Consider the following 19,549-nt stretch of genomic DNA (forward strand, 5'->3'; position numbering starts at 1 on the left):
CTAAAATGATAATGTTACTTGAAACTCTCCTTATATTAAAAATATAAGCGACTAGATATTAAAAATAAATTTGCCTTTAACAGGCCAATAAAAATCAACTTCGCTCTGAGCAATGAACGATTTTCAGCTAATAGTGCTTCCTATCCTGTTTGGATGGGTGCAGGGCCTAAACTTTTTAACGCGTTTTCCTTCCATCATTCTGAACAAGAGTTACTTAAGGCAACTATTTAAAACGAAAACTATACAACTACAGACATCTCAAAAACAAGAGATGTCTGTGACTGTTTACTGATAATACTGTGCTTGTGCTTGCCACAACTCCTTGTATTTACCTTCTTGGTGAACCAAGTTTTCATGACTACCTCTTTGAACAATTCGTCCTCGATCAAAAACGAGAACTTCATCACAAAAGCGGCAAGAAGACAAACGGTGGGAAATATAGAAGGCTGTTTTATCCCTTACAATTTGGGAAAAATTTTGGTAAATTTCAAATTCAGCCACCGGATCTAAGGCTGCCGTCGGCTCGTCTAGAATAAAAACTGGCGCATCTTTATATATGGCACGGGCCATGGCAATTTTTTGAGCCTGCCCACCAGAAACATGGACCCCCTCAGGATCATACTCCGTGCCTAAATATGTTTCAATTCCTCTATCAAGCGTTTCTACAAAGTCGTTCAGACCTAGTTCTCTAAGCGCATTATTTACTTGATGGCGATCATAATCTGGTCGAACTGCAATATTTTCTGCCATAGAAAGTCCTAACAACCGGAAATCTTGAAAAACTACGGAGAATAATTGGTAAAATTCTTTTAAAGCGTATTTATCGGCATCAATTTTATTCAATAGAACTTTTCCTTGAGTAGGTTCATAAAGTCGCATCAACACTTTTATGAATGTCGTCTTACCGGATCCATTCTCTCCAACAATCGCATAGTGTTTGCCCACTTCAAACGTTTCAGTAATACCCTGTAAGGTTGCTTGATCAGCACCTGGGAAAGTGAAAGAAAGGTTCTTTACAGTCAATTGGTAATCATTATCCAGTCTTTTTTCAATCGGAAGAGAACCTTTGGCTTCTTCATCAGGTAAATCCATTAATTCATAGTACCTTTGCATGGGAGCTGTTTGGGCAAAAATGTTTAAAAACGCCATGGCTTCAATCAAAGACACCATCAATTGGTTGATCCCTCCAATCATTTGAACAACCAAGCCTACCGATAAATTCCCAGAAATAACACGTACCCCAATTAATAAATAAATAGCTCCGGTGACAAGTTGTGAACCCACATTGTTGATTAAGCGAACTTTACCAAAGCCTCCATAGTACACTCTCTCAAACACCTTATATTCATCCAAATACCTTTGCGTATGCTGTTTAATTTTATCTTGTAAATGATACAGTCTCACTTCTTTCCCAGCTTCTACTTCACTCAGGTTATGAGCCAAATAATTAAAGGCATTATTCGTCTTAAGTAACCAACCGGATAACTCGTCCACTCCTTGCATGGTTTTTTGAGACCAAATTGTCTGAAGTGTGATGACTACTATAATAAGAACAATGAGTATACCATTTAAACTATAAGGATGAAACCAATTGAAAGGATACCCTTTATCCAATTGCCACAAAGGCGTTAAAAGAATAAGGGCAAAAACAATTTGAACGAGAGCTTCCACTAATAAGTAAGTGTTATGATAAATAACTTTGAAACTGGAAGCATTTTGAATTTGATCACGGTTTATTTGGTGGATTTTTTCCTTAATCGTCGCCTCATCCGCATAGTGGAAATTCATGACCAGTAATTTTTCGTTAGGTAAAGCCGTTATTTTACGCAGTATGGCTTGATGTTTTTTGTCGACCATTGGTTTTAACCAATGGACCAGCGTATTTAAAATTAAAAAGAGCACGAGGTATTGAGCAATTAGCTGATAGACGTGGTCGAAATCTTTGGCTGCTAAATGAGTTAGGATTTGAGCAATGTAGATGAAATTTAAGAAAGGAATGGCACTAGAAAAAATACTGATTACTAACTTATAAAGAAGCCCTTGCTTACCGTACTGCCAGATATCTTTAAATGTTCTTAGAAATAATTGACGCTTGGTCATTAGATTAGTCCTCCTTGCTCACTAAGTTCTTCACTCTCAGGCTCTGTGATCTTCTCCCGATAATAATAAGCTTGCGTTTCAAACATATGATAATAAGCGCCCTTTTCTTGCATTAAGTCTTTGTGACTTCCCTCTTCTGCTACTTGCCCCTTATGTAAATATATAATTCGCTCACAAAATTGGGTCGAGGCTAGACGGTGGGATATAAACAGGGCGATCTTCCCTTTCGAAAAGGCTAAATAATTCTGATAGACTTCACTCTCACTAATCGGGTCAAGAGCCGCTGTCGGTTCATCAAGCACTAATATTGGAGCCTTTTTGTATAAAGCTTGCGCTAACTTTAATTTTTGTAATTGCCCACCGGATAACTGCATGCCTTCACTATTTACTTCACGAACAATGGCAGTTTGATCGCCCTGAGGCAAACTGGCCACCACTTTAGCCATACCACTTTGATTGAGCACTTGGTGGTAACGAAGCGCATCTTCCTCATATCCTTGAAGAATAGTGTCTTTGATCGTAAACGTAAAAAGATAATTATCTTGAAAAACAGGCGCAAACAGGCGGTAATAATCTTCAATAGCAAATTTACTTCGATCAATGCCATTGATTAATACTTCACCATGATCGGGTTTTAAAAGTCCTAGCATTAATTTAATTAAAGTGGTTTTGCCTGCTCCATTTTCACCCACGATAGCTAGCTTTTCATTAGCATGAATCTTTAAATTGAAGTTGTTAATAATCGGTCGGTTCGCATTCGGATAAGTGTAGGTCACATTACGAAACTCGATTGTTTTAATTTCTTGTGGTATTGCTTCGTGCGGCTGGTGGTTCAAGACGGGTCTCTGGTTAAAATAATAATACAGAGCCATTAACTTTTCATTTTGTAAGAAAAAGGTGGCGCTCGCATTAATAAAGTTGGTTAAACTGCTTGCCATCATGGTTACCAAGCTCGCATAAATCAAAAAGTTTGACGGCTCCATTTGGCCTGCTCGAATCTCTTGCACACTTTGATGATATGCAAGGCCCATCATGATCACTAGCATGCCCATTACATAGAGCCCTTCAATCCGTTTCCATTTATTCTCAGGGCGCACAATCCTTTCATAGTCTGCCCAAAGTTGATCGAAAATGTCCTTAAACCAAGCGCTCATGGAATAGAGTCGAACATCTTTAGCCACTCGTTGATCTCCCATCGTATGATTCAAATAGCTAAACTTCGTATTATTCTTGACATGAAGGGGACGATTAGCCTTTAATAATTTATTTTGGAAATGCTTGATTACCATTAAGCCACTGATCATCACGACCAGTAACAAGAGAAAGATACTAGACAGTTGAGCTAAAACATTGATGTAGATTAAAACGGATAGCAAGGCAATCATCACTTCAGCAGAGTTCGCAATGATACCACCCAATGCTTCCTCACTATGGTCTAAACACCGTGACGCATTATCAAAGAGTTTAGCGGCATCTGACCCGACTAACAGAGGATAATCCAATCTTGCTCTTTCTGCAAAAACATCATTAAACATATGTATGTGAAATGATACTCTATGCTTTTCTATGGTAGTCAATACAAATGTTTTTAAAGCTTCCAAAACAATTAATCCACCGATGACTCCTAACACTTGCTTTGAAAAGGATAAGAGGTCACTTTCTTTCATTAATATAGAAATAAGATGGACCGATACAAATAGTTGATAAAGGGGGGTCATAATTCTTAATACAATATCGAGGAAATAATAAAAGAAAAAACATTGATCAAATTGCCACAAACGAGTGACTAAAAATTTTAAAGTATGGGTGCGGTCTCTCATTGCAATCACCTCTCCTTTTCTTGACAATATTATAGAAGGAAAATGCACCTTCAAAACAGAAAGTGCATCAATGGTTCTAATTTTGACATGAGTGGTCATTTTGCAAAGGCAAGGTAACTTCTGTCGCAAAAACCCCTTCTTCCCATTGTCTATTAACAATGCCTTGATTTTTATTGACTGCCGCATCAATCCGTTTTAACCCAAAGCCTTGCCGGTTGAGCGCTTTTAAAGATAAGAAGTTCTGTCTGGGTCTTTGAGCCATGGAGTTTTGAACGCTGATATAAAAAGTGTTTTTTAAGGGGGCAATGTATAAACGGATAAAGGCCGGCTGCTTATCCTTTGCATGAATGGTTGCTTCAAGTGCATTGTTTAATAAATTCCCTAAAATAACGGCTAAATCCGTCGAATGAATACTTAGATTTTTAGGGGCGATTGCATTGGCATGAACGTCGACTCCCTTTGCTTGAGCCCGAGTCAACTTGGTATTAACCAAGGCATCAATTAAGGTATTTCCGGTCCGAATAATCGTATCCACTTGATTCATTTCATTCGTCAGTTCTTGCAGATACTGATCCAAGGCTTGATAGTCTTGACTGGTTAAATAGGCTTGAATGACTTGAAGATGGTTGCGGTAATCATGCCGGATACCCCGCATCTGCCGGTAGATTGACTCGACTTCCAGTGCATAGTCATCCAATTCCTTTTGCTGAATTTGATGAAAACGCAAATCCAGTCTTAAACGGTAGATATACCACAGACTCAGCAATAAAACAAAAAGCACTAAACTTACTAACGCTTTAACCATAAAAGGCACTTCCTTTATAATGTTCGATAAAAGCCTTTTGAATTGTCTTAACTGAGCGACGCGAGAGAGGAACCTTTGCACCAGAAGAAAGAATGACTTCTTCTTTCCCAATACTCTCAACATGATTCAAATTAATTAAATAAGAACGATGTGGTGCTACAAACCGTTGGTCTAAGTCCTCTTTAAAACGAGCTAATGCCCCTGTTATAAAAAGCTCTTGGTCTAATAAAACTAACCGCAACTCACGTTTATTAACCTCAACCAGGATCAAATCATCAAGTTCCAAGACATATCGCTTTCCTATCAGGTCTTCAACAACCAGAAAACGTTCAGATTTCGGTTGAATCAGCAGATATTTAGAAAGTGCCCGCTCTATTGCTGTTGTATTAATCGGCTTTAACAAAAAATCTAGCGCATCTACTTGGTAGCCTTCCACTGCATATTCCGCATAAGCCGTAGCAAAAATAATCTTTAAATAAGGGGCCTTTTCTTTTAATTGATGGGCTAATTCCATGCCATTGATTTCAGCCATTTCAATATCGAGAAAAGCGATTTGCCATTCTTGATGGTCTTCTAAATGAAATAAAAAAGCCTCGGCGGATTCATAACAAGTAATAATCGGCTTGATATGGAGTGTTTGACACGCTGCTTCAATCATCCGCGTCATGTTTTTTCGTTGAATCGCTTCATCCTCTGCTAGGACTATTTGAACAATACGCATAACTACCCTCCGTCGTCATTTTTCTCTTATTATAGCAAATAATCATAAAAATATTAAAAACGATTACACATTTAAAAATTAAACAGTAATTGTTTTGATTGAAGCATATCATTCTTATTTTATTAAATATTATGGTTTACTAACTATGTACGTTACTTTGGCAAAAGAAAGGAATAGTATGTTAAAAGACTTACCAAGACTTTATCAAATTATCTATTATATCAGCTCCATGTCCCTATCAATTATTTTGTTCACGTTAAAAATACTCTATAGTAACTTTGATCAATACAAGCTCAATCATTTTCATGTTATATTGATTGTCCTCGTGGTCCTATTCGTTTTAGGTCTTTTAAGTAGATGGCTCTATGCCCATTTGAAAAAGCAATACGCCCGTAAAGCCTATATTCAGCAAGACCAATATCATATAGAAGACTTTACCAAAGATAAAATCACCGATATCAATGGTCAACCCGTCTCTTTTTTGATTTCCAATGTGACGACGGTCTATATGATTCAGTCATTCACATGGCCTTCTGTATTAGCCTACCTATTTATTCATTTAACTTTATTTACAATGATGATTAAGGGGGAAAGTTTACAACCCAACCCCTTCTTATTACTTTATGGATTGAATATCTACAAAACTAAAAACAATGACTTTCTGTACGATTTTAATCAATCCTTTGCGCATAATGAAATTATGAAGCTATCAAATAATCCTGATTGCCGCTCCTATTTAGTTGGGTCGATTGACTTGAATGCTAAGAAAAAATAGTCTCTCCTATAAAAAAAGTTAGACACTTTAGTCTAACTTCTTTTATAGTTTTAGTATTTTTTAAATTAAATCTTTGTCAAATCGCCTCTTCTCAGTTACCCCTTCAAGCGATTATTCGAACTGTTTTGCTTTTAGGCTACTAATTATTCAACAACTATAAATATTTTATGAATTATTTAATCCTCTTTCTTTTGGAATAAATCTTTTATTTTTTCCCAGACTGAAGATTGCGATTCTTCTCGCTCGAGTTCTGGCTCTTCTTTGTCTGCTTGTATTTTTTCTGTCTTCAAGACAAACTGCACGGACTTGATTTTTCCATTCTTGCTTGAAGCGTAAGAAATCGGTTGATTGGCATTTCCTGTCAGTTCAGAAAGAGTCGCATCAATGTCTTGCTCTACTTCTTGATCTAAGCCGGCTGTTTTATTCTTAAACTTATTAGAACCTTGCTTTAGTTTGTCGCTGCCCTCATATAAATCATTAGAAGCGTTAACTAATCGATTCAAATTAGCGTCTAATGAAGAACTGCCTTCCACTAATGAGGCGCTGCCCTCACTTAAACTTCTAATACCATTTAAAATAGCTTGATGACTGGACACAAGCTTTCCAAGAGATCCCGTATAATCATCGAGTCCTTGATCAAATTGAGTATATTTAACTGCCAAATCTTCCACACCGCTACTTAATTTAGGTAGTTCAGCTACTAGCTCATCTGAAGTACTAACCATTGCTTGAATGGCTGCGTGAAAGTCTGAATAAGCAGTCGTCAACTCTTGACTACCTGCTTGTAGTTGCATAGTTGAGCTAGAAACTGTCTCTAAATATTGGGCTGTGGCATCAATCATCGCATTGTTAGCCGCAAGTACTTGTTCCAAATTCGCTGCTTGTGTCTGAGCAATGACTTGATCAAGCTGAGCAGCTAGCTCTTCCTTATTCTCAATTTCTGAAGCCCTGATTTGAGAAGCGACACTGGATAAGGATAGGTTTAAATTGTTTACGGCTTGCATTCCATTATTATTGCCTGCTTGCAATTGCTGCATGTCTAAACCATTCTGTCCTAAAGCTGCTGTATATTGCTGGTAGCCTACACTTTGATTCAATTGGGTAATCCCACTATTTAACTCCCCTATTCCGGCTTGCATTTCGATCGATGCTTGATTTAATTGTTGCAGCTTACCTAACTTTTCTGCTAGCAAGCTTAATTGATCATTCGATGCATTGATTAGTGCTTTAAATTGATCCGAACCTTGTCTCAATTCTTCGGAATGACTATCGAGCTCCACTAATCCGGCTTGCATTTGCTCAATCCCTTTTTTTAGCGTGACAATTCCGTTATTTACCCTGACAGCTCCTTCTTCTAAACGCTGACTACCACTTGCTAATTGACCAGACCCTTCACTTAATTGCAAAGCTCCATCTTTTAATTCGCCTGCCCCCTCATCTATTTGCTTAACACCACTTTGTAATTCTTCAATTTTTTCAAGCAAGTTGGCATCTTCCAAATCAAATCCCAAATTGATATTGATACCATTAATAGCGATTGGCTCCATTTCAAAATTTTCTACTTTAGCCTTGATTGAAAAATTGGCACCTTGTTTAGGTAAAACAGTATAAGTTAATTGTTTGTTTTTCCCCACATTAGCGATAGTTGCTTCTTCTGCTTGAATAGCTTTTACTTTTTCAGTATCAAAAACTAAAGTAGCCTGAAGACCATAATTATTAAAAAAGAAAGGATCCACTTGTTCATTTTCTTTAATCCTTAATTTTATTTCCAAATCGCCTGATTGACCCATCAAGTCTTGAGCGCTTACTTCTTGTTGATTAAGTAAATACTTAATCGAAATTGCCCATGGTAGTTGTTGATTATTTAATTTCCCTTCATAATACAGCTTATCTTTACCATTCGTAAAGTCGACCTTTCCCTCCTTTAGCTTCAACTCAGTCTCCGATGTCATATTTCTAACCTCAGTATAGTCACCGTAATCGGTAATATCCCCTTCCTGATCAAAAATATTAACTATATAGGCATCATTAAGACTTCCGTCATAATTTAACAGTCCATACACAACCTCCTCTTTAGCTAAATTCACTTCCCTTGCCAAAGCATTGGGTAAACTGCTGCTTAAAATATTCATAATAACTATTCCACTTACCAATTTATTGATTAATTGAGTCTTCATATTTAGTGTTCCTCCTTCACGAATTTTAAACCATAAGTTAATTTTTCAATCGGCTTGTCAAATAAATAAAGCAAACCAGGTAAAACAAAAAGGACAATTAAAATAGAAAAGACAGATCCCCTAGCTAGCAGCCTTCCTAATTGCATTAAAATGCCGTGGGTCGTTATATAACCAAGTAGTGACCCTACTAAAACAATGGCAGATCCGGATGTCATAATTGAAACCGTAACATTAGAAATCGTTTCGATAATAGCTGCTTTTCTCTCAAGCCTTTCACGGTTTTCTAAATATCTTCTTGCCAGCAATATGGCATAATCAACAGTAGCCCCCAATTGAATCGCTCCTACAAGTAAATATGAAAAATAAAAAAGAACCTGATCAGTGAAATAAGGAGTGGCTAAGTTAATCCAAACAGCTGTTTCGATGGATAAAACCAAGATGAATGGAATAATTATTGATTTGAAACTAATGGCTAAAACAATGAATACAGCAGCTGTTGAGATCAAATTGACGCTCAAGTTATCCTTTGTTATGGTATCCATTAGGTCGTAAGTACTCGCACTTTCTCCCGCCAAATGGGCTTGATGAGGGTAGAATTTATCAGCTGCCTCACGTATTTCCTCAACTAAGTTAAAAGATTTTTCTCCTTCATATTCCGAATCAACTGTTAGAATCATTCGACTATAGTTTTCTGATTCTAATAGCTTTAGGGTCTCTGCATCTAAAAACTCTTTTGGGATTTCAGGCCCAACGGTATCTACATAAGAAATGATCTCCTTGACCTCAGGAATTTTTTTCAACTGATTACTCAGAGCGATTTCTTTAGTCTGCTCACCTTTAGGTACAATTAAAACCATCCGATTGGACTGACCAAAGTGTTCCTTGATTTTCGCAGAATCTTGACCCAGTTTTGTCTCTGGTCCAAATATATGTTCAGGGCCGTAATAGTAGTTATTTTCCTTTTGCGCTAAAAAAGAAGGAACTACCAAAATAGCAAAAACAACTACTAATGGAAACATCATTTTAGTAACGCCCTTACCTAATCTTCTAAATTGTGGTAGAAGTGGTTGATGTTTCGTCCTTTCCATTAAACGGTAGGTTTTTATAACCAAGACTGGTAATAAGATAAAAACAGTAAGTAAGCTAATCACAATCCCTTTAGCTAAGGCTATACCTAAATCAGGGCCAATTTTAAATTGCATTAAGGTCAATGCAGCAAAACTAATGCCGGTGGTCAAGCCACTAGAAGCGATCGAACCACGTGATTGACTTAAAGCTTTGACCATCGCTGCCTCAGCTTCCATACCTAGCTGCCGATTTTCTTCAAAACGATGAAGTAAAAAGACCGAATAGTCAAGCGATACTGCTAAGAGCAAAATATTGCCAGCACCGCTGGTTACAAAGGAAATGGTACCAAAAAGCAAGTTTGACCCAGCATTTAAAAGAATTGATACCCCAATCGTTAACAATAAAATAAGGGGCTCAAACCAATAATTGGTCGTAATTAATAAAATAACTAAGACAACTGGAATCGTAACCTTAATGATTTTACCGATTTCTTCAACCGTGGATTCAGCTGCAACTGCCGTGTTAACCGCCGCTCCCTCCAAATATCCCCTATTTCCTATCAAATCGCGCAGAGCATCAACCGCTTTTATTCGCTCTCTTTCATCGATAGTAATTGAATACAATGCATTTTGGTTTTTATAATAAGCCTCAACAAGCTCTTGATCATATTGATCCAATGGTTCCGTTATGTTAACAGTGTCATCTAACCAAAGGACCTCATCCACTCCTTTAATTTGACTAATTTTATCCTTAAATGCTAACGCTTGAGGAATGGTTAGGTTCTCTAGCATTAAACGCGCATTAGGGACTTGACCTTCAAACTCTTCCTCCATCATTGATAAAGCTTGCGTAGAAGGACTGTCTGAAGGAAGATAATCATTCATATCATAGTTCACCTGTACTCTAGGCACACTTAATAGACTTATTACAGATCCAATTATAAAAAAGAACAAGACAAGCTTGTCATGCTGCAATATCTTTCTAAATACTTTTTCCATACTTCCTCCTTAAATAAAAATATTGTCGTTAAATAGGATTGTTAAACGACTACTTTTAGAGTATATTAGAGCTAGATATATTAGACAATGTTCAATATAAGGACAGTTGGCCTATTTTTAGACATTTTGTATTATTTGTCCGATTGTTCATTCAAGGAGGAAGTATGAAAAAAGAACGAATTACAACAACAATGACGAAAAGAGCTTTAGCTGATTCTTTAAAGAAACTAATGAATAAAAAAGCCTTAGACAAGATATCGATTCGTGAAATTGTAGAAGACTGTGGCGTCAACCGCAAAACATTTTATTACCATTTTACTAATATCTACGATTTACTCAACTGGATGTTTGAAGATGAAGCGATTGAACCGATACAAAAATATGACTATTTTACCGAATATGATGAAGTGGTGCGCTTTGCCATGAACTATGTGGAAGAAAATGAACACGTAGTTAGCTCAGCCATCAATGCCTTAGGTAGAGATGAATTGAAAAAATTCTTCTATAATAACTTCATTGAAAATATGCGTAATATTGTCGATGACATTTCAAAAGAGATGGTCATTCCTGAAGATTATAAGGACTTCCTGATTGACTTTTATACCGATTCCTTTGCTTCCCTACTGACTAATTGGACACACAACAAAGATAAAAAAGATAAGGAAAAATATATTGAATACATCTCTATTACCCTCTTTGAAGGAATACGTCCTGATCTTGAACGGACACATGAACACTTTGCTAATCAGTAACTATTAAAAACCCCTGAAGTCAGATTGGACTGATCTCAGGGGCTTTGTTTTCTTAATAAAAGTTATTTGATCTTTACTCGCCAGAAATATACTCGAAACCGTCAGTTATCAGCCCCTTTGTCATTCAATTTTTAGTCGTTAATGAATAATTTGTATGATAAGATTTTATTATCTTAAGTTTTACTGGTACAAAGTACTCAAACTAATTAAAGGTAAGGAGCCCATTGGATGAAGTTAATAATAAAACACTTAAAAAAAGATTTTAAAGAAACACAAGTCTTAAAAGACGTTAACTTTGAGTTTGAAGCAGGCAAAATATATGGTCTTTTAGGGAAAAATGGAGCAGGTAAAACGACCTTTTTCAATATTATTTATGGTGAACTAGAACAAAGTGGTGGTCTCTTTTTTCTTGAAGAAAACGGAAGGCTTTCTGATATCAGCTATGAGCAGGTTGGCATGCTATTTTCAGAAAATTTTTTGCCCGATTTCTTAACAGGCTATGAGTATGTTAAGTTTTTTAATGATTTAAACGGAGAAGGTCAAGCTCCCGATCATTACCTGGATTTGATGGCGTTCTCTGAAGAAGACAGACACCGCTTAATCAAAGACTATTCGCATGGGATGAAATCGAAACTCTCGCTCCTCTCAATTATCATTGGAAAACAAAAAATAATTCTTTTAGATGAACCACTGACTTCCATCGATGTTGTAATGGCGGCTGAGATAAAGAAAATATTAAAAGAATTAAAAAAAGAACATATTTTGATTCTCTCTACGCATATGCTTGAACTTGCTAAAGAACTATGTGATGAAATAGTCATATTAAGTGATGGAAAATGCATGCCCTTTGAACACCTAAAAAAAGATGAAGATTTTGAATCGAAAATTGTCGAACTTTTAAAGGAGGACAAAGGAGGTGAATAAAATATTAACCTTTTTAATCCAATACCAACTGATTAGTTTTTACAATGGGTTCATTTTTAATTTGCAAAGAATACCTCTCATTGGAAAAATCTTTTCGAATAAGTTATATCACTCTAAATTCTTACTTAAATGGGGACCTCCCCTGTCAGTGATCTTTCAAATGATAAAACCCATTGTAACAAATATAATTTTTATCGCGCTTATCGGTCTTTTGCTTCCTACTTTTTCGAATAAGTATGTCGAATCAGAAGAGATTATGTTTTTGAGCTATGGACCCTTTTATCTATCGATTGTGATGCTAATGATGGCAGTAGCGATTGAAATCTATAGCGCCTTTGAAAACGCTGAAGACAAATATATGCATATTAAGATCTTTAGAGTGAATCCTAGATTTTACTCTATCGCCAATGATCTTTTGAAGTATGGACCTAAAATCGTCGGATTTAGTATTGGGATGTTCCTCTTTTCTTTTATTTTCAAGATCACTTTACTTGAAGGCTTTTCATTTGTTATTTTTTCGATTGGACTAAGATTATTTATTAGAAGTATCTTTCTCTACTTGTGTCGCAACAATTATCCTCTCGGCAAAAAAGTGGCTAATTTTCTAGTTTTTTTCACTTGTGGAGTAGGCTTTCTTTTGGCAATAGTCGGTACTTTTATCGATTTAGGATTTAACTATGCCTTCTTTTTCTCGGTCATTTTTTTAGCCCCTGGTCTTTTGATGCTCGTTTTAACCATTATTTTCACTTTGAAAACTACTTATCTGGAACAATTTATTTTGAAGTCTTTAAATATCAGCGACTTGCTTGAATCGCAACAATTCGTTGATGAAATAGATAGCCAGTCCGCCAAAGTGGAAGATAAAGATATCCGAATAGGAAAGAATGATTATTCTGATGATCAAGGAATTATCTATCTTAATAAGATTTTTTATGACCGAATTGGTTCAGTCTTTAAAAAGAAAATCCTGATTCGATTAGCCTTCATTGGCATCACTCTTGTTATGCTTAATGTCGTAAAGTATTTTGTTCCCCTCTCTCCTGCCGATGTCAAAGGGCTCTCACAATTTATTCCCTTAGTATTATTATTAATTGCTAGAAAAATGTATTTGGGTGAATTTTTTACTAAAACGACCTTTTACTATATGGACCGTAAACTGTTAAGCTTTCATTTTTATCGAGCGAAAGAAAATATAACTACTGCTATTGTTTTTAGAACAAAACAGTTGCTTAAGTACAATCGTCCACAATTTATTGTCGCTTTAATTGGTCTATTATTCACCTATTATCATTGGGATCTATTCGATAGTCAAAGCCTTTTAGTGATGGTCATCAGTTTAATCAGTGGGTATGTCTTTATGACCTTTCATTTTCTTTTTGCTTATTATATGTTTCAACCCTTTACCAATCAAATGAAGGTAAAAAACCCTGTCTATACTGGAATTCTCAATTTTGTCCTCTATATTTTGTATTTTAGTATGGTTAGATTATCTTCCTATACTCACTATTTGGTATTCGGCTTTTTCTTATTCGTGATCTTGTATGTTGTTTTGGGTATAATGATCGTCTATTTATTTGGACCCAAACGTTTTAGACTGAGATAAATACGCAAAAGAATATGCAAAATATTTATCATTTCAATAATTTCCATCTGATAAAATGACCGTTTAAAGTCCATAAATAAACCTTTTTCTCACAGCGAATAGCACTCCCTTCTAATCCATTCCACATGACTTTGAGGGGAGTGCTTTTATTTTCTCTCGCTATTTAATCTCAATCCAATAATCGCCCAGTCTATTTTAACTCTACTACATAGACCATCTATATTATTCAAACCTTCATTTATCCGTCTGTATTTGCCTACTTTTTATTCATTTGATTTTGTTTTCCCCATTGGTTAAGGAAAAAGCTTACAGTCAAAACCCTTCTTTAACCTATACACTTAACCATTTACAAAGAAAAACTAAGAATTTCCTTTATAACTTTAACATGCCTTTAAACATTATGCTATTTTGAACTTAAGCAATCACAAAGAATGGCGGTCTTAGTTGATTGGATCCTTTGCTATCAATGAAGAAAGAGAATAGCCATTTAAAATAGAGCATAGACATTTAATTTATTGAATCAATTTTGAACCCATTTTTGTTCGGATATCATGAACAACCATAAAACCAACCAGAATAAATCCTAAATACCCATTAATTCCATAAAGGACATTTACAAGATCCTTGTAGGGCAAGAAAATAGCGATTACCATTCCAATAACTCCACCCAAAATGGTTAAGATTTTATAGCGTGAGCTTCCATCTGTGGCCACACGACCCACCCCTGTCCAGAGTAGAGGAACTGCCGTGGTATAGATTCCAGCAAAAACAATAACGGCAAAAGCTTGCGCAAATACCGGGTTCACTTTATTAGCTAATACCAATGCTGGAATATCAGCCTTACCAGTTTCACCAATGTAGCTAATTAAAGCGATACAACAAATGGCTGCTGCCCCGAAAATGAATAAAGTAGATAGAAGCATTCCTGTGTTCACTTCTTTTAATTTGTTTTTTGCACCAATTTCAGATAGAAAAGCTGCAAACCACAAAATAACAAAGCCACCGTATGATGCGCCTGAAAAAAATGGATTGTCGCCGCCTACTTGAACCAAATCATAAACGCCTCGATCAATTGCGCTTACATTTTCGCTGAAGTTTGGAAAGCCAGTGATCGCAGTAATTGTTGATACAATCAGAATAAGAATAATAATAATCGGTCCTATTTTACTAAGTGCCTTGATAATTCCGTCTAATCCAAAGACAGCTGTAGCAACTACTGCAATGGTTAGAACCAATGCACCTACTCCGTTTGCTAATCCCCATTGTTGAGAGGCCGTAGCATTCGCCCCTCCACACATAACGATAAAACACATATAACAGAAAAAGGCAGAAAAATAATCAAAGAAAGCACCGATGTACTTACCGGTATAATGTTGGTATATGTCGCCGCCTCTTTCAAGTTTCAAGCGATTACCATTGGTCGCAAAGGATAAATTCGTATAGACATAAATGATTGCCGCAACAGCTATGACAATCCAAAATCGTGAGCCATAGGAAGCCTCATATTGCATTACTTCTTGCATTGTCGCAAATCCGGCCCCAATGTAAAAGGCAATACACGCGCCTGTAAATCCTAGAATCGTCCAAATGTTCATTTTTGATTTTTCCATGTTTTCCCCCTCTTTTCTACTTTCGAACATCTTGTCATTCTGAAGAAGTAAATTTTAAAAAAAAGCAGTCCATAGAACAGTTATAAAGCTATTCGATCGGGACTGCTCTTATTATTTTAGAATCTATTCACTCTATTCAAGTGGATTTAGAAGACCGTAACTTCCGTTACTGGTTGGCTCAGTGCATTTATCGCACGTTCAACCATCTTCATGCGCAATTTCTCTTCATCTTTTCGCTCCAGGGATGGATCTCCAGTAGGGTGAGGAATAGCAACTGTTGGCACAATTCGGTTCGCTCCAACAGATTGAGAAATGGTAATAATTGTAGCCATATGAACAATTGGAATACCAAAACGTTCGATTTCTTTAACGATTGTTGCTCCGCAACGTGTACAGGTCCCTCAAGTACTGGTAAGAATTACTCCGTCAACTCCCGCTTCCTTCAATTCTTTTCCTATTTCTTTACCGAATATGATGGCATTACCAACTGCCGTACCTGTACCTGTCGTGGTGTAGAATTTCTCATGAACCTTACCAATTTTGCCTTCTTTTTCCATTATTCTAAGAGAGTCTAATGGAAGAACACGATCTGGCGATTCATTACAATAGATAGGATCAAAACCACCATGAATGGTGATGAAATCGCCTGTAAGGTTAGCATGATCTTCGATATTGTATTTACCCCATTTTTGAGCAGAGGCAGACTGAATCCGATCGGGATTTCCTACCGGTACAATCCCTCCAGTAGTTACCAAAGCTATTGTGGCTTTAGTTAAGTCCTTAATTGGAGGGGCTGGCTCAACCAAGTCAAAGCTAGGCATTGGCATTTCAGTTTTATATTCTTCGTTGTTCAAACGTTTCATCAGCATCTCAACCGCACGAACGGCACCGATTTTATCGGAAAAGCCTGTAATACGCTTACCTTGCTTGAAGATCCCATCTTCTTCAGGAATAACTTGCTCGCCTGCTAATATTTTCTTCGCAATCGCAGCCATTTTAGGTAAGGCAGATCGCATATCAACTGCACTATTTCCAGTTGGAACGGTATATGCTTTTAGTCTGGTAATTTCAAGACCTGGGTTTTCTTCATACATACCTGATACTACAGGGATATCGTATTTATCCACCACGAACTGAGCAATTAAGGATGAAGCCACCCCATAGCGGCCCGCATTAAAGGAGGGGCCGACTACTACTAAATCCGGTTGAATCTCATCCATTGCTTTCTTAAATTCAGCTAAAGCTGCTTCATTGTTTTCATTGATATAGTTATCGCCACAAATAAAAGTCGCGACCACTTTACCTGCATCGCCCAACTCCTTTTCAAATCCTACGGCAGGACCGACTGTCCCTTCCTTTAAAACGGGAGCAAAGTCGGCATTGTCTTCTCCACCAATCTGACCAAAAAACTGATTCAAATAATATAAGATTCTTTTTTCCATTGTCTTCCTCCTCGTTCTAATACTCAGTGACCATCAAATTATGATATCCGATCTCTGAAGTGGCTCCAATCACAGCATTTAATTCACACTTCATAACACCGGTTTCAGCATCATAGGCTCCAGCCCATCCTCCTGCCAAATTGGCAATCGCTTCTGGATCTCCCAGGATACGGTCCGCTTTTGGTAATGTTACAACGTGAGAAACGTTTCCTGTTGATATTACAGCTTTTGCTTCTGGTTTTGAGTCTGCGAGTGGTTGACTGGCTCCATCCCAACCAGAACATTCATCTGTAATCAGAACAGCTTTTATCCCTTGTTTTTCTAATCGTTCAGCAATCATGACTAAGTCAGAGTCTGGATTTCCATATCCTTCTTCCGATACAATCACCCCATCTGCCCCCAACTGCTTGCATAATTTAGCAGTGAAATCACACGATCTAAATTTTCCTTCTAAGGTTGTTAGTTCTGGAACCATAACCACACCAAGGAAATTAATTTCTTTGCCGTGTTTTTTCAAAAGTTCTAAGATAACTGGATTGGTTTGATGTTGATAAGTCGTAATCTTATCGCAAGCTGCTACACAGTTGCCCGAAACGACTGCTCCATCCAGTTCTTCCAGCGGATGCAGAAGTGTTGGAATAATATTTTTAGCATCCACTCCATAGATATAAGAGTCATGGAGAAGTCCTTGAGTGATTAACATCTCAGCATAGACTACCTTAGGAAGATCTGGATATTTAGCTGTTTCTTCTGGATTTGATCCTACTTCAAACGTTTCGATTTCATAGACTGGAGCGTCTTTTGCAAACTGTCCGACATATTCAGAGATTAATAGACCTGCCATTCGAACTGCTAATTCATGTTCATGCGCTGTTAATCCGTCGACTACCGATAGATCCACCACTAAATTAAAAGTCTTGGAGAAGGGCGTCCATTTTGCTCCTTCTCCCCACATATCAATCACACCTTCTTGGAAGCCGACAATATCTCCAATTGTAACGATAGCAACGCCTTCTAATACGTTATAAGCTCCATTCCCAAGCTGGCCAGTCTGCGAAGTTATCCCAGCAAATCCAGGAACACCTTCTACTTTTACCCGTGGTTCAATGACATCTTTTACAGGGATGATGCGTGTCTTTTCACCTGGTTTAGCGATATCGACAGTAACCTCTTTAATATTGTCCAAACTCTTAATATAATTGACTAATTCTTCGCGATTTAAAACGAGTTTTTCTCCTACTACTTCATTTTTATCGCCAAAGACAACATCATTAATTTTTACTTTACGTCTTTCTAGTTTCAAATTGATTCCCTCCTATTTGTTAAAACGATCTCCCAACTCACTTACCTCTTTAAGAGCTACTTTTAAAAGCTCGTAATCAATAAATTCGTAATCCTCCTTATTCTTGTAATCCACTGTATGGGTAGCTAAAGAGTTTTGTAAAAGTTCTATGCTATTTTCAATTGCCAAAAGAGACTGAGTGTTATCTCCTTCTGGTTTATCTGATATCAAGATCGACCGTACGGGAGAAAAATGCATCCGACCACTGGCGGCCAAAGGAGATGTCATTAAATAATGTCCTTTGTGAATCAAGTCACGTGCCTTTTTCAAAACAGCTAATTGATCACCTTCAACCAAGATTGTGTTACCGCTTTCATTGACGGTTATATTATTCGTTAAAATCATATCACCACCTCTATCTTTTCACTTTTAATGAAGACAATGCTAACGCTTACATCCAATAATAAATTGTGGGTTGAAACCATCTCATCACCTCACTGATATACTAACTGTTTTTCAGATGAATGTCAATTGTATTTAGATAAAAATTTTGATTTATTTAAAATAAAAATTTACATAAAAAAACCTTAAGATCTTTTTACTAAGACCTTAAGGTTTTTAACTATATTTCATTCACTCTTAAAAGAGAGATTCTTTAATTCTAGAAAGAAAGTCTTCAATATGTTCGTAAGCATATTGTTCGGCTGCCTCTTCATCTTGATCTTCAATCGCTTGCACGATTTTACGGAAGGTTCTGGTAAAGATAGTCATATCATCAAAGTAATCATTACAATAATGCCACAATCTTTCGGTATGTAAATGAAGATGAGCTAGTGTTTCTTTTAACCATCGATTATCACAAGCTTGAAAAATAATTTGATGGAATCGTTCATCTTCGTTGATAGCCTCTTGATAACTTGCTGTAGTAGAATAAGATTCTAAATTTTTAATAATTTGCTTCAACTCTGCTAATTGTGAGGGGGTGATCCGTTTTACGGCTTGACGAGTCGCATAGGGATCTAGTTGCTTTGTTACATCAAATAGCCCCTTGATATTACGAAAATCAATAGGAGCAACTTGTGCTCCAAACCTTGGCACAATATTAATGAGATCATCTCGCTCTAGCTCTTGCAAGGCTGATCGAATCGGTGAACGACTTACGCCAAATTCTTCAGCTAGATCAACTTCATTGAGTATTTTTCCGGGTTTATATTCAAACTCAATGATGCGACGCTTCAATTGATTATAGATACTTAAATTTTTCTGATCCAATCTTCTTCACCTCTTAGCTATCAAGCCATTCTGTATAACACTATACATAGACCTCACTTATTATAACCTCAATCTTTGAGGAAAATCAAATAATGTTTAATTATGTATAATCTCCTAGGTTATCTTTACGTTAGCACTCAATTTTATTTTGCACAGCGAATTAAAAGAACTTGTATAAAGTATAGCTTTTTTTTAACCTC

At 36.7% G+C, this 19,549-nt stretch carries 15 protein-coding genes; 4 read left to right on the forward strand and 11 right to left on the reverse strand.

Going from position 1 to position 19,549, the window contains the following annotated elements:
- Window positions 1-285: 285 nt before the first annotated feature.
- The 4 genes from ACQV2P_RS01450 to ACQV2P_RS01465 form a co-directional block, all read right to left on the reverse strand.
- The gene (locus ACQV2P_RS01450; protein ID WP_428875264.1) at window positions 286-2,100 is read right to left on the reverse strand and encodes an ABC transporter ATP-binding protein; all 1,815 of its coding nucleotides are present in this window, start codon (window positions 2,098-2,100) and stop codon (window positions 286-288) included.
- Window positions 2,100-3,920, reverse strand: coding sequence for an ABC transporter ATP-binding protein (locus tag ACQV2P_RS01455; protein ID WP_428894545.1), 1,821 nt, complete (start codon window positions 3,918-3,920; stop codon window positions 2,100-2,102). The genes ACQV2P_RS01450 and ACQV2P_RS01455 overlap by 1 nt, the downstream gene beginning before the upstream one ends.
- Before the next feature lie 76 nt (window positions 3,921-3,996).
- Window positions 3,997-4,725 carry a sensor histidine kinase gene (locus ACQV2P_RS01460; protein WP_428874110.1) on the reverse strand — a complete coding sequence of 243 codons (729 nt, stop codon included), beginning with the start codon at window positions 4,723-4,725 and terminating at the stop codon, window positions 3,997-3,999.
- The gene (locus ACQV2P_RS01465) at window positions 4,718-5,446 is read right to left on the reverse strand and encodes a LytR/AlgR family response regulator transcription factor (protein ID WP_428885370.1); all 729 of its coding nucleotides are present in this window, start codon (window positions 5,444-5,446) and stop codon (window positions 4,718-4,720) included. Before ACQV2P_RS01465 ends, ACQV2P_RS01460 begins: the two co-directional genes overlap by 8 nt.
- Before the next feature lie 94 nt (window positions 5,447-5,540).
- On the opposite strand from ACQV2P_RS01465, the gene ACQV2P_RS01470 reads away from it, so the two are divergent.
- Window positions 5,541-6,221 (forward strand): hypothetical protein, encoded by a 681-nt coding sequence (locus tag ACQV2P_RS01470; protein WP_428874108.1) that lies wholly within the window; start codon window positions 5,541-5,543, stop codon window positions 6,219-6,221.
- A 176-nt stretch (window positions 6,222-6,397) separates the two neighbouring features.
- Here ACQV2P_RS01470 and ACQV2P_RS01475 read toward each other — a convergent pair whose 3' ends face one another.
- Together ACQV2P_RS01475 and ACQV2P_RS01480 are read right to left on the reverse strand one after the other, a co-directional pair.
- On the reverse strand, window positions 6,398-8,398 hold the full coding sequence (locus ACQV2P_RS01475; protein WP_428894525.1) for a hypothetical protein: 2,001 nt from the start codon (window positions 8,396-8,398) through the stop codon (window positions 6,398-6,400).
- 2 nt (window positions 8,399-8,400) lie between these two features.
- Window positions 8,401-10,464: an efflux RND transporter permease subunit gene (locus tag ACQV2P_RS01480; RefSeq protein ID WP_428894526.1), complete on the reverse strand. Its 2,064-nt coding sequence runs from the start codon at window positions 10,462-10,464 to the stop codon at window positions 8,401-8,403.
- A gap of 164 nt (window positions 10,465-10,628) precedes the next feature.
- On the opposite strand from ACQV2P_RS01480, the gene ACQV2P_RS01485 reads away from it, so the two are divergent.
- The 3 genes from ACQV2P_RS01485 (at window position 10,629) to ACQV2P_RS01495 (ending at window position 13,743) form a co-directional block, all read left to right on the forward strand.
- A complete protein-coding gene (locus tag ACQV2P_RS01485) occupies window positions 10,629-11,216 on the forward strand; it encodes a TetR/AcrR family transcriptional regulator C-terminal domain-containing protein (protein WP_428874105.1) in 588 nt (195 codons plus the stop codon).
- Window positions 11,217-11,444: 228 nt separating this feature from the next.
- Window positions 11,445-12,140: an ATP-binding cassette domain-containing protein gene (locus ACQV2P_RS01490; RefSeq protein WP_428893434.1), complete on the forward strand. Its 696-nt coding sequence runs from the start codon at window positions 11,445-11,447 to the stop codon at window positions 12,138-12,140.
- Window positions 12,133-13,743 carry a hypothetical protein gene (locus ACQV2P_RS01495; protein WP_428875270.1) on the forward strand — a complete coding sequence of 537 codons (1,611 nt, stop codon included), beginning with the start codon at window positions 12,133-12,135 and terminating at the stop codon, window positions 13,741-13,743. The genes ACQV2P_RS01490 and ACQV2P_RS01495 overlap by 8 nt, the downstream gene beginning before the upstream one ends.
- A gap of 512 nt (window positions 13,744-14,255) precedes the next feature.
- Here ACQV2P_RS01495 and ACQV2P_RS01500 read toward each other — a convergent pair.
- From ACQV2P_RS01500 to ACQV2P_RS01520, 5 genes are all read right to left on the reverse strand, one after another.
- Window positions 14,256-15,353, reverse strand: coding sequence for a YkvI family membrane protein (locus tag ACQV2P_RS01500; protein ID WP_428874102.1), 1,098 nt, complete (start codon window positions 15,351-15,353; stop codon window positions 14,256-14,258).
- A 146-nt stretch (window positions 15,354-15,499) separates the two neighbouring features.
- Window positions 15,500-16,795, reverse strand: coding sequence for a glycine/betaine/sarcosine/D-proline family reductase selenoprotein B (locus ACQV2P_RS01505; RefSeq protein ID WP_428875271.1), 1,296 nt, complete (start codon window positions 16,793-16,795; stop codon window positions 15,500-15,502).
- 16 nt (window positions 16,796-16,811) lie between these two features.
- On the reverse strand, window positions 16,812-18,098 hold the full coding sequence (locus ACQV2P_RS01510; protein WP_428874100.1) for a glycine/sarcosine/betaine reductase component B subunit: 1,287 nt from the start codon (window positions 18,096-18,098) through the stop codon (window positions 16,812-16,814).
- Between the two features lie 12 nt (window positions 18,099-18,110).
- A complete protein-coding gene (locus ACQV2P_RS01515; protein WP_428874099.1) occupies window positions 18,111-18,482 on the reverse strand; it encodes a GrdX family protein in 372 nt (123 codons plus the stop codon).
- A 234-nt stretch (window positions 18,483-18,716) separates the two neighbouring features.
- Window positions 18,717-19,349: a GntR family transcriptional regulator gene (locus ACQV2P_RS01520; RefSeq protein ID WP_428874098.1), complete on the reverse strand. Its 633-nt coding sequence runs from the start codon at window positions 19,347-19,349 to the stop codon at window positions 18,717-18,719.
- Window positions 19,350-19,549: the final 200 nt, after the last annotated feature.

This window comes from Facklamia sp. P12932 (assembly GCF_050409545.1).
In the GTDB taxonomy this organism is placed as follows: domain Bacteria; phylum Bacillota; class Bacilli; order Lactobacillales; family Aerococcaceae; genus Facklamia.